This is a genomic window from Burkholderia gladioli (assembly GCF_000959725.1).
GTDB classification, from domain to species: domain Bacteria; phylum Pseudomonadota; class Gammaproteobacteria; order Burkholderiales; family Burkholderiaceae; genus Burkholderia; species Burkholderia gladioli.
Window position 1 is genome coordinate 761,866 of sequence record NZ_CP009322.1, and the last position, 25,745, is coordinate 787,610.

At 72.2% G+C, this 25,745-nt stretch carries 4 protein-coding genes; 3 read left to right on the plus strand and 1 reads right to left on the minus strand.

All coding sequences use genetic code 11. From position 1 onward, the window contains the following. Positions 1–34: 34 nt before the first annotated feature. From BM43_RS04185 to BM43_RS04195, 3 genes are all read left to right on the plus strand, one after another. On the plus strand, positions 35–23,374 hold the full coding sequence (locus BM43_RS04185) for a non-ribosomal peptide synthetase (protein ID WP_036057370.1): 23,340 nt from the start codon (positions 35–37) through the stop codon (positions 23,372–23,374). A gap of 101 nt (positions 23,375–23,475) precedes the next feature. Beyond that, entirely contained in the window at positions 23,476–23,751 is a 276-nt protein-coding gene (locus tag BM43_RS04190) for a DUF308 domain-containing protein (protein WP_036056735.1), read from the plus strand. Between the two features lie 54 nt (positions 23,752–23,805). Then, the gene (locus BM43_RS04195; protein ID WP_025100081.1) at positions 23,806–24,147 is read left to right on the plus strand and encodes a cupin domain-containing protein; all 342 of its coding nucleotides are present in this window, start codon (positions 23,806–23,808) and stop codon (positions 24,145–24,147) included. 32 nt (positions 24,148–24,179) lie between these two features. Here BM43_RS04195 and BM43_RS04200 read toward each other — a convergent pair whose 3' ends face one another. Continuing rightward, positions 24,180–25,670 carry an HD domain-containing phosphohydrolase gene (locus tag BM43_RS04200; protein ID WP_036056734.1) on the minus strand — a complete coding sequence of 497 codons (1,491 nt, stop codon included), beginning with the start codon at positions 25,668–25,670 and terminating at the stop codon, positions 24,180–24,182. Positions 25,671–25,745 lie beyond the last annotated feature (75 nt).

A 25,745-nucleotide genomic window follows, 5' to 3' on the forward strand; every position in this document is an offset into this window, starting at 1 on the left:
GAGCGCCCGGCCGTTCGATTCGCTGCCCAAAGCCATGAACAATCCCACTTCGCATCAAGAGCACCACGGCCTGACGAGTTCGCAGCGCGAGATCTGGTTCGACCAGGAAAGGCATGGCGAGGCGCCGGTCTACAACATCGGCGGTTATGTACGGATCTCGGGCCGCGTCGACGCGGCGCTGCTGGCACGCGCGCTCGAACTGCTGATCCGCAGGCACGACGGCTTGCGCATCGTGCTGTCGCGGGAGCAGGACGAGGAAGGCGTGCCGCGGCAGGAAATCCGGCCGGCCGAGCCCTTCGTGCTGCCGTTGCACGATCTTTCCGCGAGCGAGGACCCCGAAGCCGCGGCCCTCGCGCATGTCGATCGCCAACTGGAAACGCCCTTCGTGCTGCGCGGCGCTCCCCTCTATCGCTTCGAGCTGCTGAAGCTGGGCGAGGCCTGTTTCGACCTGGTGCTGGTCCTGCATCACCTGATCGTCGACGGCTGGGCGATCGGCCTGATGCTCGAATCGCTGGGCAGGATCTATGGGCAGCTCGAAGCCGGGCAGGCGCCCGGGCTCGATGCGCCTTCCTACCTCGACTTCGTCGAGCAGGACCGTCTGTATCGCCAGTCGCCGAAGTTCGAGCAGCATCGCGCCTACTGGCTCGACAAGTTCCGCGAGGTGCCGGAGCCGCTGTTCAGCCCGCGTTTCAAGGCGCGTTTCGGCGATGCCGTGGTGCCGAGCCGCAATCACCAGTTCAGCCTGCCGCGCAGCCATTACGAGCGCATCGTCGCGCTTGCCGGCACCTGCGATGCCACGCCGTTCCACGTGATCCTCGCGATCCTCTACGTCTACTTCGCGAGGACGGCCCAGCGCGAGGACCTGAGCATCGGCCTGCCGATCCTGAACCGTGCCAATGCCGGGTTCAAGGCCACGCTCGGCATGTTCGCCGGCGTCAGCGCGATGCGCCTGCGCTTCGACCAGGAACTGCCGTTCGACGAACTGGTGAAGGCCCTGGGCGCGATGCTCAAGCAGGACTATCGCTACCAGCGCTTCCCCATCAGCGAGCTCAATCGCGAGCTGGGCCTGTGGCGCGCGCAGCGTGCCCAGGTGTTCGACATCTCGCTGTCCTACGAGCGCAACGACAACAACCTGCGCTTCGGCGACTGGCCGGCGCGCGCGGTCAAGCGCTCCAACAACCACGAGCAGACGCCGCTGGCCATCTACGTGCGCGAGAACCGCTACGACGAGCAGGTCTGGATCCACTTCATCCACAACCAGGCCTATTTCGACGGCGCGGAGATCGAGGCGCTGGAGCAGCGCTTCCGGCACCTGCTGGACCAGGTGCTCGACGCGGTGCACACGCCCTTGCATCGCATGGCGATCGCCACGCCCGAGGAAAGCGCGCGAATCGCCCGCTGGGGCGCGGCCGGCGTCGAGACGGCGCGTGATCGCACGATCCACGGGCTATTCGAGGCGCAGGCCGCACGCGTGCCCGATGCGATCGCGGTGCTGCATGAGGATCGGCAACTGAGCTACGGCGAACTGAATGCGCGCGCCAACCAGCTCGCGCATCGCCTGATCGGCATGGGCGTGCAGCCCGACCAGCGCGTGGCGGTCTGCGCCGAGCGCGGGCTGGAGATGCTGGTTGCCGTGCTCGCGGTGCTGAAGGCGGGCGCGGGTTACGTGCCGATGGACCCGGCCTATCCGGCCGAGCGGCTCCATCACATGCTGGGCGACAGCGCGCCCGTGGTGATCCTCGTTCAAGGCGCCGGCCGTGAGGTGGCGGCGGCGAGCGCGCGGTCGGTCCCTGTCATCGAACTCGACGAGAGCGCCTGGGCCGGGCAGCCGACCGGCAACCCCGCGCGCGCCGATCTGCAGCCGCATCATCTCGCCTACGTGATCTACACCTCGGGCTCGACCGGCCAGCCCAAGGGCGTGATGGTCGAGCATCGCAACGTGCCGCGCCTGTTCGAGGCCACCGCGCCCTGGTTCGGCTTCGACGAACGCGATGTGTGGACGCTGTTCCATTCCTTCGCCTTCGACTTCTCGGTCTGGGAGATCTGGGGTGCGCTGCTGCACGGCGGCCGCCTGGTGGTGGTGCCGGCGCCGGTCAGCCGCTCGCCGCGAGCCTTCTACGCGCTGCTGCGCGAGCAGGGCGTGACGATCCTGAACCAGACGCCGAGCGCCTTCCAGCAACTGATCGCGGCGCAGGGCGACGATGCCGGCGCGCATCGCCTGAGGCAGGTGATCTTCGGCGGCGAGGCGCTGGAGCCGAGCATGCTGCAGCCCTGGTATGCGCGCGCCGGCAATGCGCACACGCAACTGGTCAACATGTACGGCATCACCGAAACCACGGTGCACGTCACCTATCGCGCGCTGGGCGCGGAGGATGCGCGGCATGGCGGCCGAAGCCCGATCGGCGTGCCGATCCCGGACCTGCGAGTGCATGTGCTCGACCGTTGGGGCCAACCGGTGCCGGCCGGGGTGACCGGCGAGATGTACGTCGGCGGCGCGGGCGTGGCGCGTGGCTACCTGAACCGCCCCGAGCTGAGCGCCGAGCGCTTCGTGCGCGACCCGTTCAGCGACGATCCTCACGCGCGGCTGTACCGCACCGGCGACCTCGGGCGCTGGCAGCCCGACGGCACGCTCGACTACCTGGGCCGCAACGACGACCAGGTGAAGATCCGCGGCTTCCGTATCGAGCTGGGGGAAATCGAGGCGCGGCTGGCGGCGATCGAGGGCATCGAGGCCGCGGCCGTGCTGGCGCGCGAGGACGCGCCCGGCGACAAGCGCCTCGCGGCCTACTACACGGGCGAGGAGCAGGCGGCGGAAGCCTTGCGCGCCGCGTTGCAGGCGCGGCTGCCGGACTACATGGTGCCGGCCGCCTTCGTGCATCTGGACGCGCTGCCCCTGACCGCCAACGGCAAGCTCGACCGCCGCGCGCTGCCGGCGCCGCAGGCGCAGGCCTATGCGAGCCGCGCCTACGCGGCGCCGCAAGGCGAGGTGGAGCAGACCCTCGCGCGGCTCTGGCAGGCGCTGCTCGGCATCGAGCGCGTCGGCCGCCACGATCATTTCTTCGAGCTGGGCGGCCATTCGCTGCTGGCCGTGAAGCTGGTCGAGCAGATGCGCGAGGCGGGGCTGCACGCGGACGTGCGGGTGCTGTTCGGCCAGCCGACCTTGTCGGCCCTGGCGCTGGCGGCGCAGGGCGGCGAGGGCGAGTCCTTCACGGTGCCGCCCAACCGGATTCCGGCCGATTGCGGGCGCATCACGCCCGACATGCTGCCGCTGGCGACGCTGAGCCAGGCGCAGATCGAGACGATCGCGGCCGGCGTGCCGGGCGGCATGCGCAACATCCAGGACATCTATCCGCTCGCCACGCTGCAGGAAGGGATCCTCTATCACCATCTGTCGGCGAGCCGGGGCGATCCCTATGTGCTGCAGGCGCTGTTCAGCCTGCCCGACCGGGCGCGGCTCGAGGCCTTCGCGGCCGCGCTGCAGGGCGTGGTGGATCGCCATGACATCCTGCGCACCGCGGTGAGATGGGAAGGGCTCGACGAGCCGATGCAGGTGGTGTGGCGCGAGGCCCGGCTGCCGGTCGAGGAAGTCCGTCTCGACGCCGTGCAAGGCGATATCGCCGCCCAACTGCGCGAGCGTCACGATTTCCGCGGCGCCCGGCTCGATCTCGGGCGCGCGCCGATGATGCGCCTGGTCCATGCCGAGGACCCGGCCAACCAGCGCCATGTCGCGCTGCTGCTGTTCCATCACCTGATCGATGATGCCACCTCGCTGCGCTACATGGGCATCGAGGTCGACGCGCTGCTGCGTGGGCAGGCGCAGGCGCTGCCCGAGCAGGTGCCGTACCGCAACTACGTGGCCCGCACGCGCCTGGGCGCGGATCGCGCGGCGCAGGAAGCCTTCTTCCGCGAGATGCTGCAAGGTGTCGACGAGCCGACGCTGCCGTTCGGGCTGGTGGACGTGCTGAGCAGCGAGGCCGAGCTGCGCGAGGCGCGGCTGGGCGTGGCGCCGGCCGTGTCGGCGCGGCTTCGCGCGCAGGCGCGGCGCCTCGGCGTGAGCACCGCGAGCCTGCATCACCTGGCCTGGGCGCAGGTGGTGGGCGCCGTCTCGGGCCGCGAGGACGTGGTGTTCGGCACGGTGCTGATGGGGCGCCTGCAAGGCAGCGCCGGCGCGGCGCGCTCGCTGGGCATGTTCATCAACACCTTGCCGTTGCGCGCCGAACTGGGCGCGACCGGCGCGTGTGCCGCGGTGGCACGGATGCACCAGCGCCTGAGCGCGCTGCTCGAGCACGAGCATGCGTCGCTGTCGCTGGCGCAACGCTGCAGCGGCGTGGCGGCGCCCGCGCCGCTGTTCAGCGCGCTGCTGAACTACCGGCACGATGCCGTGCAGGCCGGCGCCGAGCAGGCCAGCGCGCACGCCTGGCGCGAGGTGACGGTGCTGGGCGGCGAGGAGCGCAGCAACTATCCGCTGATGCTGTCGGTCGACGATCGCGGCGAGGATTTCGGGCTGGCGGTGCAGGCCGTCGAGCAGGTGGACGCGGCGCGGATCTGCGCCTACATGCACACGGCGCTCGAGCAACTGGTGGAAGCCTTGGAGCAGCGGCCCGAGGCGCCGCTGCAAAGCCTCACGATCCTGCCGCCGCAGGAGCGCTCGCGCCTGCTCGACGGCTTCAACGCGACCCAGGCCGACTGGCCGAACCAGGCCACCGTCCACGCCCTGTTCGAGGCGCAGGCGCGGCGCACGCCCGAGGCGGTGGCAGCGGTGTTCGAGGGCAGGCAGCTCAGCTACCGCGAGCTGGACCAGCGCGCCGAGCGCCTGGCCCGGCAACTCGCGCGGCGCGGCGCGGGCCGCGATGCGCGCGTGGCGATCTGCGTGGGCCGCAGCCTGGAGATGGTGGTCGGCCTGCTCGGCATCCTGAAGTCGGGCGCGGCCTATGTGCCGCTCGACCCGGGCTACCCGGCCGATCGCCTGGCCTGGATGCTGGCCGACAGCGCGCCGCTGGCGGTGCTCACGCACGCGCCGACGGCCGGCGTGGCCGGCGACACCGGCGTGCCCGAGATCGCCATCGACATCGAGACGGCTCCGGATGATGCCGAGGACCAGGCGCCGCCGCCGCGAGCCGAGGCGGCCGATGCCGCGTCGCTGGCCTATGTGATCTACACCTCCGGTTCCACCGGCCGGCCCAAGGGCGTGGCCATGCCGCATCGGGCGCTGGTGAACCTGCTGCACTGGCAGGCGAGCGACAGCCAGCGCCAGGGCTATCGCGGCGGCCGGACCCTGCAATTCGCGGCGCTCGGCTTCGACGTGGCGTTCCAGGAAATCTTCAGCACGCTCTGCACGGGCGCCACGCTGGAGCTGATCCCCGAATCGCTGCGCTTCGATTTCGCGCGCCTGTTCGAGCACATCCGCGCGCGCGGCATCGAGCGCATCTACCTGCCGTACATCGCCTTGCAGGGGCTGGCGGAAGCGGTGGTCGGCAGCGGGGCGGCGCTGTCGGGCTGCGCCCTGCGCGAGGTGATCACGGCCGGCGAGCAGTTGCGCATCACCGACGAGATCCGCAGCTTCTTCGCTCGCCTGAAGCCGGCGCGTCTCTACAACCATTACGGGCCTTCCGAGACCCATGTGACGATCGCCTTCTCGCTGCCCGAGCCGGTCGAGGCCTGGAGCACGCTGCCACCGATCGGCCGGCCGATCGCCAACACGCGGGTCTATCTGGTGGACGAGCAAGGCCGCCCGGTGCCGCAAGGCGTGGCCGGCGAGATCTGGATCGGCGGCGCGGGCGTGGCGCGCGCCTACCTGAACCGGCCGGAACTGACGGCCGAGCGCTTCCTCGACGATCCGTTCGGCGGCGAGCCGCGGGCGAGCGTCTATCGCACCGGCGACCTGGGCCGCTGGCTGGCCGACGGCAGCATCGAATACCTCGGCCGCAACGACCAGCAGATCAAGATCCGCGGCTTCCGCGTCGAGCCGGGCGAGATCGAGGCGAAGCTCGAGCAGCTCGACGGCGTGAAGGACGCGGCCGTGGTGGCGCGCGAGGACGCGGCGGGCGGGCGGCGGCTGGTGGCTTACTACACGGGCGAGGCGATCGCGGCCGACGCGCTGCACGCGGCGTTGCGAGCGAGCCTGCCCGACTACATGGTGCCGGGGCGCTACATGCACCTGGCGGCGCTGCCGCTCACGCCGAACGGCAAGCTGGACCGCCGCGCGCTGCCCGAGCCCGATGCGCAGGCGCTGGTGAGCCGGCGCTACGACGCGCCGGTCGGCGAGGCCGAGCAGGCCCTGGCGGCGATCTGGCAGGACCTGCTGGGCGTGGCAAGGGTGGGCCGCCAGGATCATTTCTTCGAGCTGGGCGGCCATTCGCTGCTGGCCATGAAGCTAGTGGAGCGGATGCGCCGGGCCGGGCTCGATGCCGATATCCGCGTGCTGTTCGGCCAGCCGACGCTGGCCGCGCTGGCGGCCGCCGCGAGCGGCCGGGCCGAGGTGGTGGCGCCGGCCAACGCGATCCCGGCCGATTGCGAGCGGATCACGCCCTCGATGCTGCCGCTCGTGACGCTCACGCAGGAGCAGATCGACGCGGCCGTGGCCGGCGTGCCGGGCGGCGCGCGCAACGTGCAGGACATCTATCCGCTCGCGCCGCTGCAGGAGGGCATCCTCTATCACCACGTGTCGACCAGCGAGGGCGATCCCTACCTGCTGCAGGCGCTGTTCAGCCTGCCGAGCCGCGAGCGCGTGGCGGGCTTCCTCGATGCGTTCCAGCAGGTGATCGACCGGCACGACATCCTGCGCACGCGCATCGTCTGGACCGGCCTCGACGAAGCCTTGCAGGTGGTCTGCCGGCAGGCGCCGCTGGCGGCGAGCGAACTCGTGCTGGATGCGCGGCAGGGCGATATCGGCCGGCAGTTGCAGGCGCGCTTCGATCCGCGCCACTACCGGCTCGACCTGCGGCAGGCGCCCTTGATGCGGGTCGCCTACGCGCGCGACGAGGCGAACGATCGCTGGGTGCTGGTGCTGCTGATCCACCACATGACGCTCGATCACACCGCGCTCGACGTGATGCAGCAGGAGATGCTGGCCTGCCTGGAAGGCGGCGAGGCGAGCGCGAGCCTGCCCGCGCCGCAGCCGTATCGCAACTATGTCGCCCAGACGCGCCTGGGCGTGAGCCAGGCGGCGCACGAGGCCTTCTTCCGCGAGATGCTGGCGACGGTGGACCAGCCGTGCCTGCCGTTCGGGCTGGTGGACGTGCAGGGCGACGGCCACGGCATCGAGGAAGCGCGGCGCGATGTCGATGCCGCGCTGGCCGGCCGGATCCGCGCGCAGGCGCGCCTGCTCGGCGTGAGCGCCGCGAGCCTCGCGCACCTGGCCTGGGCGCGGGTGGTCGGCGAGCTTGCCGGGCGCGAGGACGTGGTGTTCGGCACGGTGCTGCTGGGGCGCCTGCAAGGCGGCACGGGCGCGGATCGCGCGCTGGGGATGTTCATCAATACGCTGCCGCTGCGGGTCGAGGTCGGCGGGCAGGGCGTGAGGGATGGCGTGAAGGCCACGCATGCCAGGCTGGCCGCGCTGCTCGGCCACGAGCATGCCTCGCTGGCGCTGGCCCAGCGTTGCAGCGGCGTGGTCGCGCCGGCGCCCTTGTTCAGCGCGCTGCTGAATTATCGTCACAGCAGCGCCGAATCGATGCAGCGTGATCGGGCAAGCGCTTCCTGGAGCGGGATCGAGGTGCTGGAGGTCCTGGAGCGCACCAACTATCCGCTGTGCCTGAGCGTCGACGATCTCGGCGAAGGCTTCGTGCTGACGGTGCAGGCGGTGTCGAGCGTCGACGCGCGGCGCGTCGCGGCTTACGCGCATACGGCGCTGGAGCAGCTCGTCGAGGCGCTCGAACACCGGCCCGACGCTCCCTTGCATGAGCTATCGATCCTGCCGTCGACCGAGCGCACGCAACTGCTCGAAAGCTTCAACGCGCCGGCGGCGAGCCATGCGCGGGAGGAGGCGACGCTGCATGCGTGGTTCGAGGCGCAGGTGCGCAGCACGCCGCACGCGACGGCGGTGTGCCACGAGGCGCAAACGCTGAGCTACGCCGAGCTGAACGCGCGCGCCAACCGGCTCGCGCATCGCCTGATCGAGCAGGGCATCCGGCCCGACGATCGCGTGGCGATCTGTGTCGAGCGCAGCCTCGACATGGTGGTGGGCCTGCTGGCGATCCTCAAGTCGGGCGCCGCCTACGTGCCGGTCGATCCCGGCTATCCGGCGCAGCGGCTCGCCTACATGCTGGAGGACAGCGCCCCGGCGGCGATCCTCGTCCAGGCGGCAACGCAGGGCCTGGTGGGGCAGGCTCCCGCTCCCGTCATGAGGATCGATGCGGAGGATCTCGACGCTTATCCCGATGCGGATCCGCAGGTCGCCGGGCTCGACGCGCGCAGCCTGGCCTATGTGATCTACACCTCGGGCTCGACCGGCCAGCCCAAGGGCGTGATGGTCGAGCATCGGCAACTGGTCAATCACATGGCCTGGATGCAGGCCGCGTTCCCACTCGAAGCGGGCGACGCGGTGGCGCAGAAGACGCCGTTCAGCTTCGACGCCTCGATATGGGAGTTCCACGCGCCGCTGCTGGCGGGCGGTCGGCTGGTGCTGGCCAGGCCCGATGGCCATCGCGACGTCGAGTACCTGGCGACATGGTTGCGCACGCAATCGATCCACACGCTGCAGGTGGTGCCCACGCTATTGGCGGCCCTGCTCGAGGCGAACGCGCTGGCCGGCTGCCCGGCGCTGCGGCGCGTGTTCTGCGGCGGCGAGGCGCTGCCGCCCCGGCTGGTCGAGGCCTTCCACGCCCAGGCGCCCGGGGTCACGCTGGTGAACCTCTACGGCCCGACCGAAACGACCATCGACGCGAGCAGCCATGTCCACGTGCGCGGCGAGGTGCGGGCCGGCTCGATCATCGGCCGGCCGATCGCGAATACGCGGATCTACATCCTGGATGCCCGGGGCCAGCCGGCGCCGATCGGCGTGGCCGGCGAACTGGCGATCGGCGGCGCCGGCGTGGCGCGCGGCTACTTGCATCGTGCCGAACTGACGGCCGAGCGCTTCGTGACGGACCCGTTCAGCGAGGATCCTCGGGCGCGCATGTACCGCAGCGGTGACCTGGGCCGCTGGCTCGAGGACGGCAGCGTCGAATACCTCGGCCGCAACGACGATCAGGTCAAGATCCGCGGCTTCCGCATCGAGCTGGGCGAAATCGAGGCCCGGCTGGGCGCGGTGGACGGCATCAAGGAAGCCGTCGTGCTGGCTCGCGAGGACGCACCGGGCGATGCCCGCCTGGTCGGCTACTACACCGGCACGGCCCTGCCGGTCGAGACGCTGCGCGCGAGCCTGCAGGCGCAGTTGCCGGAACACATGATCCCGGCCGCCTACCTGCACCTGGAGGCGCTGCCGCTCACGCCGAACGGCAAGCTGGATCGCAAGGCGCTGCCGGCGCCGGACGCGCAGGCCTATCGGGTTCGCGCCTACGAGGCGCCCGCCAACGACGCGGAGCGCATCATCGCCGACATCTGGCAGAACCTGCTGGGCATCCCGCGCGTCGGCCGCCACGACAACTTCTTCGAGCTGGGCGGCCATTCGCTGCTGGCCGTCAGGCTGATCGAGCGCATGCGCCAGGCCGGATTGCAAGCGAACGTGCGCACCTTGTTCGGCCAGCCGAGCGTGGCATCCCTGGCGGAAACCGCCGGCGCGCGCGCCGAGATCGAGGTGCCGCCCAACGGCATCCCGGCCGATTGCGAGCGGATCACGCCCTCGATGCTGCCGTTGGTGATGCTCACGCAGGAACAGATCGACGCGGCCGTGGCCGGCGTGCCGGGCGGCGCGCGCAACGTGCAGGACATCTATCCGCTCGCGCCGCTGCAGCAGGGCATCCTGTACCACCACCTGATGGCAGATGCCGGCGATCCGTACCTGTTGCACGCCTTGTTCGGCTTCGCCAGCCGCGAACGGCTCGACGCCTTCGTGGCTGCGCTGCAGGGCGTGATCGATCGCCACGACATCCTGCGCACCTCGATCGTTCGCGACGGCCTGGAGGAACCGCTGCAGGTGGTCCAGCGCCATGCGCGACTGAGTCAGGAGCAGATCGTCCCGGAAGCCGGCGATGTCGCCGCGCAGTTGCAGGCCCGCTTCGATCCGCGCCGGTTCCGGATCGACCTCGGCCAGGCGCCGTTGATGCGCGTGGCCTTCGCGCACGACGCGGCCAACCGGCGCTGGCTGGCGATGCTGCTGTTCCATCACATCGCCCTGGACCACATGGCGCTGGAGATCGTGCAGCAGGAAATGCAGGCGCATCTGCTGGGCGAGCAGGCGGCCTTGCCCGCGGCGCTGCCTTACCGCAACTACGTGGCCCAGGCGCGGCTCGGCGGCAACGACGCCGCGCACGAGCATTTCTTCCAGGCGATGCTGCACGACGTCGACGAGCCGACGCTGCCCTTCGGCCTGGCCGACGTGCAGGGCGACGGACGCGGCGTGGCGGAATGCAGCCGGCCGGTCGATGGCGAGCTGGTGCGGCGCTTGCGCGGCCACGCGCGCCGGCTCGGCGTGAGCGCCGCGAGCCTGTGCCACCTGGCCTGGGCGCGCGTGGTGGGGCAGTTGTCGGGGCGCGACGAGGTGGTGTTCGGCACCGTGCTGCTCGGGCGCATGCAGGGCGGCGCGGGCGCCGAGCGCACGCTGGGCATGTTCATCAACACCCTGCCGCTGCGGGTCGGCGTCGGCGCGCAGGCGGTGGAGGACGGCATCGCGCAGACGCATGCGCGGCTCGCGGCCCTGCTGGAGCACGAACACGCCTCGCTGGCGCTGGCGCAGCGCTGCAGCGGCGTGGCGGCACCGGCGCCGCTGTTCAGCGCGCTGCTGAACTATCGCCACATGGGCCCGCAAGGGCCGCTCGCGGCCGGCCACGCAGCCTGGCAGGGCATCGAGGCGCTGGGCGGGGAGGAGCGCACCAACTATCCGCTGATGCTGTCGGTCGACGATTACGGCACGGACCTGGGGCTGACGGTGCAGGCCGTCGCGAGCATCGACGCGGCACGTATCTGCGGCTACATGCAGGCCGCGCTCGAAAGCCTGGCCGACGCCATCGAGCAGGCGCCGCGAACGCCGCTCCACGCGCTCGACATCCTGCCCGCTGACGAACGCCGGCAGCTTCTGGACGGCTTCAACGACACGCACGCGCCCTATCCGCAGGACCAGACCCTGCACCAGTTGTTCGAGGCGCAGGCGGCGCGCGGCCCGAACGCCGTCGCGGTCGAGCACGAAGGCCGGCAACTGAGCTACGGCGAGCTGAATGCGCGCGCCAACCGCGTGGCGCACCGCCTGATCGCGCTCGGCGTGCAGCCGGACCAGCGCGTGGCGATCTGCGTCGAGCGCGGCATCGAGATGGTGGTCGGCCTGCTCGGCATCCTGAAGTCGGGCGCGGGCTACGTGCCGCTCGACCCGGCCTATCCGGCGCAGCGGCTGCACTACATGCTGGCCGACAGCGCGCCGGTGGCCGTGCTGGCCCAGCCGTCCACGCGCGCCCTGCTGGTCGGCGAGATGCCGATGCTGGACCTGTCGTCGACGGATGTCGCGCACGAGCCGGTCGACAACCCGGTGGTGGCCGGGCTGGACGCGCGAAGCCTGGCCTACGTGATCTACACCTCGGGCTCGACCGGCCAGCCCAAGGGCGTGATGATCGAGCATCGCAACGCGGTCAATTTCCTCCACTGGGCCCATGAGGCCTTCGACGCGCGGGAGCAGGCGCGCACGCTGTTCTCGACCTCGCTGAACTTCGACCTGGCCGTCTACGAATGCTTCGCGCCGCTCACGCGCGGCGGCCGCATCGAGGTGGTGTCGAATATCCTCGCCCTGCGCGAGCGCGAGTATGAAGTCGACCTCGTCAATACCGTGCCCTCGGCCCTGTCGAGCCTGCTCGACAGCGGCGCCCTGAGCGCATCCGTGCGTACCGTGAACGTGGCCGGCGAGGCGCTGCGGCGCGAACTGGTGGAGAAGCTGTTCGCCGAAACCGCCGTGGCGCGGCTCTGCAATCTCTACGGCCCCTCGGAGACGACCACCTATTCGACCTGGGTATCGATGCCGCGCGAGCAGGGGTTCGCCGCGCATATCGGCCGCCCGGTGGCGAACACGCAAATCCATCTGCTCGACGCGCGCGGCGCGCTCGTGCCCGTCGGCGTGGCGGGCGAGATCTGCATCGGCGGCGCCGGCGTGGCGCGCGGCTACCTGAACCGCCCCGAGCTGACGGCCGAGCGCTTCGTCGAGGACCCGTTCAGCGCGGATCCGCAGGCACGCATGTATCGAACCGGCGACCTCGGACGCTGGCTGCCCGATGGCCAGCTCGAATACCTGAGCCGCAACGATCACCAGGTGAAGATCCGTGGCTTCCGCATCGAGCCGGGCGAGATCGAGGCGCGGCTGGCCGCCTTGCCGGGCCTGCGCGAGGCGGTGGTGCTGGCGCGCGAGGACGCGCCCGGCGAAAAGCGCCTGGTGGCGTACTACACGGGCGAGCCGCGCGAAGCCGAGGTGCTGCGCGGCGCCTTGCGCGAGACCCTGCCCGAGCACATGGTGCCGGGCGCCTTCGTGCATCTCGAGGCGCTGCCGCTGACGCAGAACGGCAAGCTGGATCGCAAGGCCTTGCCCGCGCCGCTGGCCGAGGCCTTTGCGAGCAGCGCCTACGCGGCACCGGCCAACGACATCGAACGGGCGCTGGCGGGGATCTGGCAGACGCTGCTCGGTGTCGAGCAGGTCGGCCGTCACGATCACTTCTTCGAACTCGGCGGCCATTCGCTGCTGGCGATCCGGCTGATCGCGCAGGTGCGCGAGCGGCTCGGCGTGGAGCTGCCGCTGTCGGTGCTGTTCACGCATGCCTCGCTCGATGCGCTGGCCGCCGCCGTCGCGAGCGCCGCGCGCAGCAGCCTGCCGGCGATCCTGCCGGCCGCGCGCGGGGAGCACGGCGCGCTGCCGCTGTCCTTCGCGCAGCAGCGGCTGTGGTTCCTGGCCCAGCTCGCCGGCGGCAGCGATACCTATCACATCGCGGCCGGCCTGCGCCTGCGAGGCGCGCTCGACGTGCCGGCCTTGCAAGGCGCCCTGGACGGCATCGTCGCGCGTCACGAGGCCTTGCGGACCCGCTTCGTCGAGCAGGGCGGCCAGGCGGTGCTGCATATCGACGGCGAACATGCCGGGTTCCCGCTGCGTGTCGAGGACCTCTCGACGCTGCCCGATCCGGCCGCGCGCGAGGCGGCGCTGGCCCGGCAGGTGGAGGACGAAGCCCGCGCGCCGTTCAGCCTGGAGGCGGGGCCGCTCGCGCGCGGCCGGCTGCTCAGGCTCGGCCAGGACGATCATGCGCTGCTGGTGACGATGCACCACATCGTCTCGGACGGCTGGTCGATGGGCGTGTTCACGCGCGAGCTGGCGGCGCTGTACCGCGCCGGCCGTCGCGGCGAGGCGGCGTGCCTGCCGGCGCTGCCGGTGCAGTACGCCGACTACGCGCGCTGGCAGCGCGACCGGGTCGACGAGGCGATGCTGCGGAGGCAGGGCGCCTACTGGCGCGACGCGCTGTCGGGCGCGCCGGCCCTGCTGGCCCTGCCGACCGACCGGCCGCGCCCGGCACGGCAGGATCACGCCGGCGCGGCGGTGCCGGTGCACCTCGACGCGGAACTGACGGCCGCGCTGAAGGCGCTGGGCCAGCAACACGGCGCCACGCTGTTCATGGTCCTGCTGGCCGGCTGGGCGACCGTGCTGGGCCGCCTGGCCGGGCAGGACGAGCTGGTGATCGGCGCGCCGGTCGCCAATCGGCAGCGCGCCGAGGTGGAAGGTCTGATCGGCCTGTTCGTGAACACGCTGGCGCTGCGCGTGGACCTGGCCGGCGAGCCCGATGCGAACGCCTTGCTGGCGCGCGTCAAGGCGCGCGTGCTGGACGCGCAGGCGCACCAGGACCTGCCCTTCGAGCAGGTGATCGACGCGGTGCGTCCCGAGCGCAGCCTGTCGTACAGCCCGCTGTTCCAGGCCCTGCTGGCCTGGAGCAACGTCGATATCCGCGGCCTGGCGCTCGATGGCCTGGCGCTCGCGCCGCTGGCCGCCGCGCATCGCGCCGCGAAGTTCGACGTCTCGCTGGTGCTCGACGAGCGCGACGGCTGCATCGCCGGCGAGCTCGAATACGCGAGCGCCTTGTTCGATCGCGCCACCGTGCAGCGTTATGTCGGCTACCTCGAACGCGTGCTGCGCGCGATGGTGGCGCAGCCGTCCAGGGCGCTGTCGCGCATCGCGCTGCTGGACGCCGCCGAGCAGCACCGGCTGCTTGACACCTGGAACCGGACCGGCGCCACTTATCCGGCGAGCCAGGGCGTGCATCGGTTGTTCGAGGCACAGGCCCGCCACACGCCCGAGGCGATCGCGGTGATCGACGGCGAGACCGTGCTCGACTACGCGGCACTGGAGGCGAAGGCGAACCGCCTCGCGCGGCGCCTGATCGCCGCCGGGGTGCAGCCGGGCCAGCGCGTGGTGACGCTGCTCGACCGCTCCGCCGCCCTGGTGATCGCGCAACTGGCCATCCTCAAGGCCGGCGCGGCCTATGTGCCGATCGACCCGCGCGCGCCGGCCGAACGCCAGGCCTGGGTGATGCGCGATTGCGGCGCGCCGGTCGCGGTGGTCGACACCGCCGCGGGGCTGCCCGGGGAGATCGCGGCGCGGGCGCTGCCGATCGACGACGGCAGCGGGACCGACGAACCCGCGGCCAACCCCGGCCTGCCGTTCGACGAGGCGGCCGTCGCCTACGTGATGTACACCTCGGGCTCGACCGGCACGCCGAAGGGCGTGCTGGTCCCGCATCGCGGCGTGAACCGCCTGGTCGTCAACAACGGCTACGCGAGTTTCCACGCCGAGGACCGCGTGGCCTGGGTCGGCAATCCCGCCTTCGACATCAGCACGCTCGAAGTCTGGGCGCCGCTGCTGCATGGCGGCTGCCTGGTGGTGGTGCCGCATGCCGCCGTGCTGCAGCCCCAGCAGTTGCGCGCGCTGGTGCAGCGGCATCGTGTCAGCGTGCTGCACCTGACCTCGGGCCTGTTCAGCCAGATCGCCGAGCTGCTCGGCGACGTGCTCGGCACGCTGCGCCTGCTGCTGGTGGGCGGCGACGCGGTCGACCCGGCCGTGGTCGCGCGCGTGCTGGCGCGCCATGCGCCACGGCACCTGCTGCATTGCTACGGACCGACCGAGAACACCACCTTCTCGACCACCTGCGAGCTGACGGTGGCCGATGCGCGGCTGCCGCGCCTGCCGATCGGCCGACCGATCGCGAACACGCGTGCCTATCTGCTGGATGCGCATGGACAGCCGGTGCCGACCGGCGCGATCGGCGAGTTGTACGTGGGCGGCGACGGCGTGGCGCATGGCTATCTCGACCGTCCCGAACTCACGGCCGAGCGCTTCCTGGCCGATCCGTTCGCGGCCGAGCCGGGCGCTCGCATGTACCGCACCGGCGACCTGGCGCGCTACCTGCCCGACGGCCGGCTGGAATTCCTCGGCCGCAACGACCAGCAGGTCAAGATCCGCGGCTTCCGCGTCGAGCCGGGCGAGATCGAGGCGACGCTGGCGCGCTGCCCGGGCGTGAAGGACGCCGCCGTGATCGCGCGCCAGGACACGCCGGGGCGCCCCGACGAGAAGCGGCTGGTGGCCTACCTGGTGCCGCAGGACGGCGCCGAGCTGTCCGCCGCGGACTTGCGTGCCCGGCTCGCGGCCGCGCTGGCCGACTACATGGTGCCCAGCGCCTTCGTGATGCTGGCGGCGCTGCCGCTCACGCCGAACGGCAAGCTCGATCGCCGGGCGCTGCCGGCGCCGGATCTCGGGGCGCATGCCACGCGCGCCTACGAGGCGCCGCTCGGCGAGACCGAAACGCTGCTGGCGGGCATCTGGGCCGAGCTGCTGCATGTCGAGCGGGTCGGCCGCCAGGACCATTTCTTCGAGCTGGGCGGCCATTCGCTGCTGGCGGTCGGCCTGATCGCGCGGATGCGCGAGGCGGGCCTGCAGGCCGACGTGCGCGTGCTGTTCGGCCAGCCCACGCTGGCGGCGCTGGCCGCCGCGGTGGGCGGCGCGGCGCCGGCGGTGCCGGTGCCGGCGAACCGCATCGGCGAGGGCTGCGCGCGCATCACGCCCGAGCTGCTGCCGCTGGCGACGCTGAGCCAGGCCGCCATCGACCGGATCGTGGCCGGCGTGCCGGGCGGGGTGGCCAACGTGCAGGACATCTATGCATTGGCGCCCTTGCAGGAAGGCATCCTCTATCACCATCTGTCGGCCGGCGAGCAGGACCCGTATGTCCTGCAGGCCTTGTTCGCGGTGGACGGCCGGGCGCGCATCGACGCCTTCGCGGCGGCCCTCCAGGCGGTGATCGATCGTCACGACATCCTGCGCACGGCGATCGTCTGGGACGGGCTCGACGAGCCGGTGCAGGTGGTCTGGCGCCGCGCGACGATGCTCGTCGAGCAGGCGCGGGTCGATCCGGCCGACGGCGAGGTGGCCGACGCGCTGCGCGCGCAATGCCGCCGCCTCGACCTGAGCCGTGCGCCGCTGATGCGGATGCGCTTCGCCCATGACCCGGCGAATCGTCGCTGGGTGGCGATGCTGGCCTTCCACCACGTGGTGCTCGACCACGCGGCGCTGGAGATCGTCGAGCACGAGATCCGCGCGCATTTCGAGGGGCGGGGCGGGCAGTTGCCCGCGCCGGTGCCGTATCGCAACCATCTCGCGCAGGTGCGTGGCGGCGTGAGCCGCGAGGCGCACGAGGCCTTCTTCCGCGACATGCTGGGCACGCTCGACACGCCCACGCTGCCGTTCGGGCTGGCCGACGTGAACCTGCCGGGCGCCTCGATCGAGCAGGCGCGGCGCGCGGTGGACGGCGCGCTGTCCCGGCGCCTGCGCGCGCAGGCGCGCCGGCTCGGCGTGAGCGCGGCCAGCCTGCATCACCTGGCCTGGGCACGACTGCTGGGCCGCGCCTCGGGCAGCGAGGATGTCGTGTTCGGCACCGTGCTGCTGGGCCGCCTGCAGGGCGGCGCCGGCTCGGAGCGCGCGCTCGGCATGTTCATCAACACCTTGCCGCTGCGCGTGGCGCTGGGCGAGCAGGGCGTGCGCGACGGCGTGCTGGCCACCCATGCGCGGCTCACGGCCCTGCTCGGCCACGAGCATGCGCCGCTGGCGCTGGCCCAGCGCTGCAGCGGCGTGGCCGCGCCCGCGCCGCTGTTCAGCGCCTTGCTGAACTACCGGCACAGCGCGCCCGTGCAGGGCGCGCAAGCCGCCGTGTGGGACGGCATCGTCGCGCTGGAGAGCAGCGAGCGAACCAACTATCCGCTGAGCCTGTCGGTCGACGACCTGGGCGAGGACTTCGCCTTGACCGTGCAGGCGGTGCCCGCGGTGGGCGCCGCGCGCATCTGCGAGGCCATGCATTGCGCGCTGGAGAGCCTCGCGCAGGCGCTGGAGACGGCGCCTGACACGCCCATGCACGACATCGAGGTGCTGCCGCCCGAGGCGCGGCGGCAGTTGCTGGTCGATTTCAATGCCACCGAGACGCCGTTCGACGCCGAGGCCACCGCGCACGGGCTGTTCGAGGCCCAGGTGCGGCGCGCGCCCGAGGCGCTCGCGCTGCTGCACGGCACGCAGACGCTGTCGTATCGCGAGCTGAACCTGCGCGCCAACCGGCTCGCGCATCATCTGCGCGGGCTCGGCGTGAAGGCGGAGGATCGCGTGGCGATCTGCGTCGAGCGCGGCCCGGAGATGATCGTCGCCGTGCTGGCGGCCTGGAAGGCCGGCGCGGCCTATGTGCCGCTCGACCCGGCCTACCCGGCCGCGCGGCTCGCCTACATGCTGGAGGACAGCGCGCCGGCGGTGGTGCTGCTGCAGGCCGCCACCGAGGCGCGGCTCGATACCGGCGCGCTGCGCTGCCTGCGGCTCGACCAGCCCTCGCCCTGGGCCGAGGCGCCCGCGCATGATCCCGAACCGCTCGACGCGATCGATCCAGCCGCCTCGCCGCTGGCCTACGTGATCTACACCTCGGGCTCGACCGGCCAGCCGAAGGGCGTGATGGTCGAGCATCGCGGCCTGGCCAACCTGGCCGCGATGCAGGCGCGCAGCTTCGAGGTGGGCCCCGGCAGCCGCGTGCTGCAGTTCGCCTCGTTCAGCTTCGACGCCTGCGTGTTCGAGATCGTGATGGCGCTCTGCCAGGGCGCCGCGCTGGTGCTGCCGCCGGCGGGCGTGGTGCTGGCCGGCACGGCCCTGCGCGAGGCGATCGAGGCGGGCGGCGTGACCCATGCCACGCTGCCGCCGGCGGTGCTGGCGGCCCTGCCCGACGAGGTCGACTTCCCCGGCGTGCGCACCCTGGTGCTGGCCGGCGAGGCGCTCGGCGAGCGGCTGGCGCGGCGCTGGTCGCGCGCTCGGCGCCTGGTCAACGCCTATGGCCCGACCGAAACCACCATCTGGGCCAGTTGGCACGTCTGCGCGCCCGATCACGAGGGCCTGCCGCCGATCGGCCGGCCGATCGACAACACCGCGATCTATATCCTCGACGCGCACGGCCGCCCGGTGCCGCTGGGCGCGGTCGGCGAGATCCACATCGGCGGGGTGGGCGTGGCGCGCGGCTACCTGAATCGCCCGGCCCTGAGCGCCGAGCGCTTCCTCGACGATCCGTTCCGCCCCGGCGGCCGGATGTACGCCTCGGGCGACCTGGGACGCTGGCGCGCCGACGGCGGCATCGACTATCTCGGCCGCAACGACTTCCAGGTCAAGATCCGCGGCTTTCGCGTCGAGCTGGAGGAAATCGCCGCGCAACTGGTGCGGGCCGGCGCGGCCGAGGCGGTCGTGATCGCGCATCGGCCGGGACGCGAGGAGGCGCGGCTGGTGGCCTACTGCACCGGCGCGCCGATCGAGGCCGAGCCGCTGCGCTCGCGCCTGCAGGCCAGCCTGCCGGCGCACATGGTGCCGGCCGCCTTCGTCTGGCTGGCGGCGCTGCCGCTCACGCCGAACGGCAAGCTCGACCGCCGCGCCTTGCCGCTGCCCGACGCGCAGGCCTACGCGAGCCGCGCCTACGCGGCGCCGCGCGGTGAGATCGAAACGCTGCTGGCCGCGCTGTGGCAGGACCTGCTCGGGGTGGAGCGGGTCGGCCGCCACGACCACTTCTTCGAGCTCGGCGGCCATTCGCTGCTGGCGGTGCGGCTGATCTCGCAACTGCGCCAGCGCCTGGGCGCGGAGCTGCCGCTGGGCGAGCTGTTCGCGCATCCCGAGCTGGCCGGGCTGGCCGACGCGGTGGCGCGTGCCGCGCGCAGCGACTTGCCGGCGATCGTGCCGGCCGATCGCGACGGCCCGCTGCCCTTGTCGTTCGCCCAGCAGCGCCTGTGGTTCCTCGCGCAGGTGGAAGGCGCCAGCGCGGCCTATCACGTGCCGGGCGGGCTGCGGCTGCACGGCCGGCTCGACGTCGCCGCGCTGCGGCGTGCGCTGGACCGGATCGTGGCGCGGCACGAGGTGCTGCGAACCCGCTTCGTGCCGCTGAACGGGCAGGCGGTGCAGCGCGTGGACGCGGCCGGTCTCGGCTTCGCGCTGCGCCTGCGCGACCTGTCCGGGCAGCCTGCGGCGGCACGCGAGCAAGCGCTGGCGCGGCTGGTGCGCGAGGAGGCGCTGGCGCCCTTCGACCTGGCGCACGGCCCGCTGATCCGCGGGCAGTTGATCACGCTGGCGGAGGACGACCACGCGCTGCTGCTGACCATGCATCACATCGTCTCCGACGGCTGGTCGATGGGCGTGCTCACGCGCGAGCTGGCGGCGTTCTACGAGGCCGGCCGGCTCGGCGAGGAGGCCGGCCCGGCACCGCTGGCGCCGCTGCCGCTGCAATACGCCGACTACGCGCGCTGGCAGCGCGAGCTGGTCGGCGGCGAGCGGTTGCGGGCCCAGGAGGCCTATTGGCGCGACGCGCTGGATGGCATGCCGGCGCTGCTGGCCCTGCCGACCGACCGGCCGCGCCCGGCGCGCCAGGACTTCGCCGGCGCGGCCGTGGCGCTGCGCCTGGACGCCTCGCTGGGCGAGGCCGTGAAGGCCCTGAGCCTGCGCCACGGCGTGACGCCCTACATGACGCTGCTGGCGGCCTGGGCGCTGGTGCTGTCGCGCCTGTCGGGCCAGGAGCAGGTGGTGATCGGCTCGCCCAGCGCGAACCGCGCGCGCGGCGAGACCGAGGACCTGATCGGCTTCTTCGTCAACACGCTGGCGCTGCCGATCGACCTGTCGGGCCAGCCCTCGGTGGCGGCGCTGCTGGAGCGGGTGCGCGAGCGCACGCTGTCGGCGCAGGCGCACCAGGACCTGCCGTTCGAGCAGGTGGTGGAGCGGCTCAAGCCGGTCCGCAGCCTGTCCCACAGCCCGCTGTTCCAGGTCATGTTCGCCTGGCAGAACCTGGACGGCGCCGCGCTGCGGCTGCCGGGCCTGACGCTGGCGCCGCTGGCCGCCACGCGCACCAGCGCGAAGTTCGACCTGACGCTGGAGCTGGGCGAGTCCGAGGAGGGCATCGTCGGCACGCTGGAATACGCCACCTCGCTGTTCGACCGCGCCACCGCCGAGCGTCATGCCGCCTATCTCGAACGCGTGTTGCGCGAGATGGTGGCGCAAGACGGCGCGTCCCGGCCGGCCGCCGCCTTGCCGATGCTGGGCGAGGCCGAGCTGCGGCGCGTGCTGGTCGAGCACAACCGCAGCGAGGCGGTCTATCCGGCGGCCGGATCGACGGTGGCCGAGCTGGTGGAGGCGCAGGCCGCGCGCACGCCCGATGCGGTGGCGCTCGCGCAGCGCTCGCCGCTGGACGGCACCGAGCGCAGGCTGAGCTACGCGCAACTGGACCAGCGCGCCAACGCGCTCGCGCACGAGCTGATCGCCCAGGGCGTTCGCCCGGACGACCGGGTGGCGATCTGCGCCGAACGCAGTCCGGCGATGGTGGTGGGGCTGCTGGCGATCCTCAAGGCCGGCGCGGCCTATGTGCCGCTCGATCCCTCGTATCCGGCCGAGCGGCTGGGCGCCATGCTGGCCGACAGCGCGCCGGCCGCGGTGCTGCAGCAGAGCGCGACGGCGTCGCTGCTCGATGCCGCCACGGCGTCGCTGCTCGATGCCGCCACGGCGCCGCGCATCATGCTCGACGCCGAGGCGGGCTGGGCCGAAGGCAGGCGCGAGCGGCCGGCGCTGGCGGGCGACGGCGCGAACCGGCTGGCCTACCTGATCTACACCTCCGGTTCCACCGGCCAGCCCAAGGGCGTGGCGATGGCCAACGCGCCGCTGGTCAACCTGCTGCAATGGCAGGCCGGCGCGGTGACGGCGGGGCGCACCCTGCAGTTCGCGGCGCTCGGTTTCGACGTGGCGTTCCAGGAGATCTTCGGCACGCTGGCCGCCGGCGCCACGCTGGAGCTGGTCGACAGCGAGCTGCGGCTCGATTTCGTCCGGCTGTGGGCGCATATCCGCGCGCGCGGCATCGAGCGGCTGTATCTGCCGTACATCGCGCTGCAGGCGCTGGCCGAAACGGCCATGGCCGCGGGCGACGCGTTCGCGCCGGCCCTGCGCGAAGTGGTCACGGCCGGCGAGCAGTTGCGCATCACCCCGCAGATCGCGGCCTTCTTCGCGCGCCACCCTGGCTGCCGCCTGCACAACCACTACGGCCCGACCGAATCGCACGTGGTGGTGGCGCACACGCTGGCGGGCGGGCCGGCCGCGTGGCCGGTGCTGCCGCCGATCGGGCGGCCGGTCGGCAACGTGCGGATCTACCTGCTCGATGCCCATGGCGCGCCGGTGGCCGAGGGCGTGGCGGGCGAGATCCATATCGGCGGCGCGCAGCTCGCGCGCGGCTACCGCAATCTCGATGCCTTAAGCGAGGCGCGCTTCCTGGCCGATCCGTTCGCGGACCGGCCCGGCGCACGCATGTACCGCACCGGCGACCTGGGGCGCTGGCGGCCCGACGGCACGCTCGACTACCTGGGCCGCAACGACGACCAGGTCAAGATTCGCGGCTTCCGCGTCGAGCCGGGCGAGATCGAGGCGCGCCTGGCGAGCTGCCCGGGCGTGCGCGAGGCGGCGGTGGTGGTGCAGGACGGCGAGGCGGGCGAGCGCCGGCTGCTGGCCTACTGGACCGGCGAGGCGCTGCGCGCCGAGGACCTGCGCCGCAGCCTGCAGGCCAGCCTGCCCGAGTACATGGTGCCGGCCGCCTATGTGCGGCTCGATGCCTTGCCGCTGACGCCGAACGGCAAGCTCGACCGTCGCGCGCTGCCGGAGCCGGACGCGCTCGCTTATGCCAGCACGCATTACGAGGCGCCGCTGGGCGACACCGAGCGGGCGCTGGCTGTGGTGTGGGCCGAGGTGCTGAAGCTGGAGCGGGTCGGCCGCCGCGACAATTTCTTCGCGCTCGGCGGCCATTCGCTGCTGGCGATGAGCCTGCTCGATCGCGTCCACCAGCGTTTCGGCGTGCGGCTGTTGATCAGCACGCTGTTCGCCTTCCCCGAGCTGGCCAGCCAGGCCCGGCAGATCGACTTCCCGCTGGAAGTCGCCTCGCCGGTGGAGCGGCTGCTGCCCGTCAAGCTGCGCGAGCAAGGCGGCCCGGTGCTGTTCTGCGTGCATCCGGCCAGCGGGCTGAGCTGGTCCTACGTCGGCCTGTCGCGTCATGCGCGGGGCGGCTTCCAGGTCTATGGCCTGCAGGCCGACGGGATCGCCGAAGGCACCACGCCGGCCGCCTCGGTCGAGGCCATGAGCCGCGGCTACATCGAGGCGATGCGCAGCGTGCAGCCGGAAGGGCCGTATCGGGTGCTGGGCTGGTCGATGGGCGGGCTGGTGGCCTTCGAGATCGCCTGCCAGTTGCAGGCGATGGGCGAGGAGGTCGATTTCCTCGGCATGCTCGACAGCTACCTGCTCTACACCACCGAGGAGGTACCCGTCGACGACCAGTACACGCTGGCCAACGTGCTGCGCACGGCCGGCTACCCGATGGAGACGATCGAGCCGGGGCACCTGCTGAGCGTGGCGGAGGTGACGGCGATCGTGCGCCGCGAAGGGCATATCTTCGCGGATCTCACCGAGGCGCATATCCAGGGGCTGGTGGAGGTCCGGCGCAACAACCTGCGGATCTCGCAGCGCTACCTGCCCGGGCAGGTGTTCAAGGGCACCCTGACGCATTTCACCGCCACCGAGGAGGCGGTCAGGATGGAGTCGCCGCTGCTGCACTGGCGCGCGCACGTGGACGGCGAGATCCGCTCGACGCCGGTGGCCTGCTCGCACGACGACATCGGCACGCCGCCCTACCTGGCCGAGATCGCGGTGTGGATCGACGCGATGCTGGAAGGCAAGGGGGTGTCGAGCGAAGTGTGAGCGGCGCGCCGCGCGCCGACATCGGTCAAATGACCGATGTCGGCGGGTTCCGGGCGCTGCCATGATCGTCGGCAGGATCAAATGCGGGAAGGAGCCATGCCATGTCGGTTCGTCACCTGATCATCATCGCGGCCGGCAGCTGGCTGCCTCGCGCCCTGGGCGCCTGGGCCGTGTTGTCCGGGCTGTTGCAGCTGGCTCGCGCGGCTCGTCGCGGCAGGCGCGCCGAGCCGCCGTGGAACGCGCTGGCGGGCGGCGCGCGTTCGGTGCTGGCCGGCGTGCTGCTGTCGAGCGAGGCGGTGGGCGCGATCTATTTCCTGATCGCCGGCTGGTGGTGGGCGGTGGACGGCTTGCGGCGCCGGCGTGCCGGTACTTCGTGAGTCGCGGCCGGAACGGCGCGGCACGGGCAGGATCGAGACAGACAGGAGAACGAGATGGACGACAAGGATATCGCGCTGGCCAACCCGAAGGTGCAGTACCGCAGCCTGCTGCGCGAGGACGGCTGCACGGTGTTGCAGACCACCATCCAGCCGGGCGGCGAGACGCAATGGCATCACCACACGCATGTCAGCGACCAGTTCGTGGTGGTGCGCGGGGTACTGACGGTGGAGTACCGGATCGACGGCCGCGTCGAGCGCACGGAGGTGCGCGGCTTCCATTCGGTCGATCCCGGCGTGGTCCACCACGTCAGGAACGACACCGACGAGCCGCTCGTCTACATCATGGTGCAGGCCGGCGGCGTGCCGGACATCGTGCTGGCCGGGCCGTCGGCCTGAGCCGGCCCGCCAGGCGCCTTCGCATCGTGCCGCTAGATCAGGCCCAGCGACGAGGCCTTGAGCGTGGCCGCCGCGCGCGTCGAGCAATCGAGCTTGCGGAACACGTTCTCGACGTGGGTGCGCACCGTGCTCGGGCTCATGGTCAGTTCCTGCGCGGCTTCCTTGTTGCTGGCGCCGCGCGAGATCACGCGCAGCACCTCGGTCTCGCGCGCCGACAGGTGCGGGCCGGCCGTGCCGCGCCGGGCCGTGCGCCGCGCCACCGGCGCGCCTTGCGCCACCAGCGCGCCCACCGCTTCGCCGCACAGGCGGCCACGTTCGACCTCCTCGCGCAGGCAGCGCGCGGCCTCGTCGTCGTCGAGCGCGGCGCGCCACGGGCGCGGCGAACGCAGGGCGACCCAGGCCAGCGAGGCTGCCAGCACACGCGCTTCCAGGCTCAGCGCCGCGCCGTGCAAGCCGCGGAAATAGCCCGATCCATCCTGTCGTTCGTAGGCCTGCGAGGCCAGCGCGGCGGCCTCGCGCAGGCTGCCGGTCTGCCGGCCGGCGCGCTCCGTCCAATAGGGCACCAGCCGAACTTTTTCCCAGGCGCTGGCGGGCAGGGCGCGGGGCAGGTTCCATATCTCGTTGGGCACGGCGGCGCGGCCGATGCCGTGGATCAGGCCGGCCCGGTAGACCAGCGCGCGCGCCGCGGTGTCGCCGGCCAGGCGCGCGTGGCATTCGGCGGCGGTGGCCGCGACCGCGCGCGAGAAGCCCGTCATCCATGGCAGTTTCAGGTCGATCACGTCGGCGATCAGCTCCGCCGAGCCGGTTCGCTGCATGTCGGCGGTGGCAAGCGTGAGCTCCAAGTCGGCCGGCGCGGCGCTTCCCAGCTCGGCGAGCCATAGCTCGGCGTGCCGCGCGGCGGTCTCGACCAGATGGGCGGGATAGCGTTTCCCGGCGCGTTGCGCGACCAGGGCCAGCGCCGCCTCGATGCCGTGGGCGCGGCTGAGCACCTCCAGGTCGCCGGCCAGCGCCACCACCAGCACGGCGATCGGCACGTCCTCGCGCGCCAGTTGCCCAGGCACGCCGCTGCCGTCCCAGGTTTCGAAGATGGAACGCAGCGCCGTCTCGGTCTGCGTCGACAGGCCCAGGATGCGGGCGACCTCGCCCGACACCTCGCAATGGATCTGCGCCAGCGGCATCAAGGCGGCGCCGGCACCGGCCCGGACGATCGCCTCGGTGGCTTCCGGCCGGCTTTCGAGCATGTCGCTGCGGATCGCGATGTCGTCGCCGAACACTTCGGCGAAGCCCGCCGCGTTCGCCGTGCAGCCTGACCAGCGCAGCAGCGACACCTCGCGAACCGTGTCGCCGACCGAGGCCGTCAGGCCGGCGGCGTGCGCGAGCCGCGCCGCCAGCCAGGCGGTGCGCAGCGAGTGATCGGTCGGCTGTCCCATGCTCAGGTCGCCGATGAAGGCCAGCGCCCGCACGGAATCGAAGATGCGCAGCGCGGCGTGGCCGGCGTCGGGGTCGAATATCGGGTCGGACATGAAAAATGATCGGGATGGCAAAGGGGCCGGCACGCTGCCAGCGAGCGGGCGCGACCGGATTGCCGATGATATCGG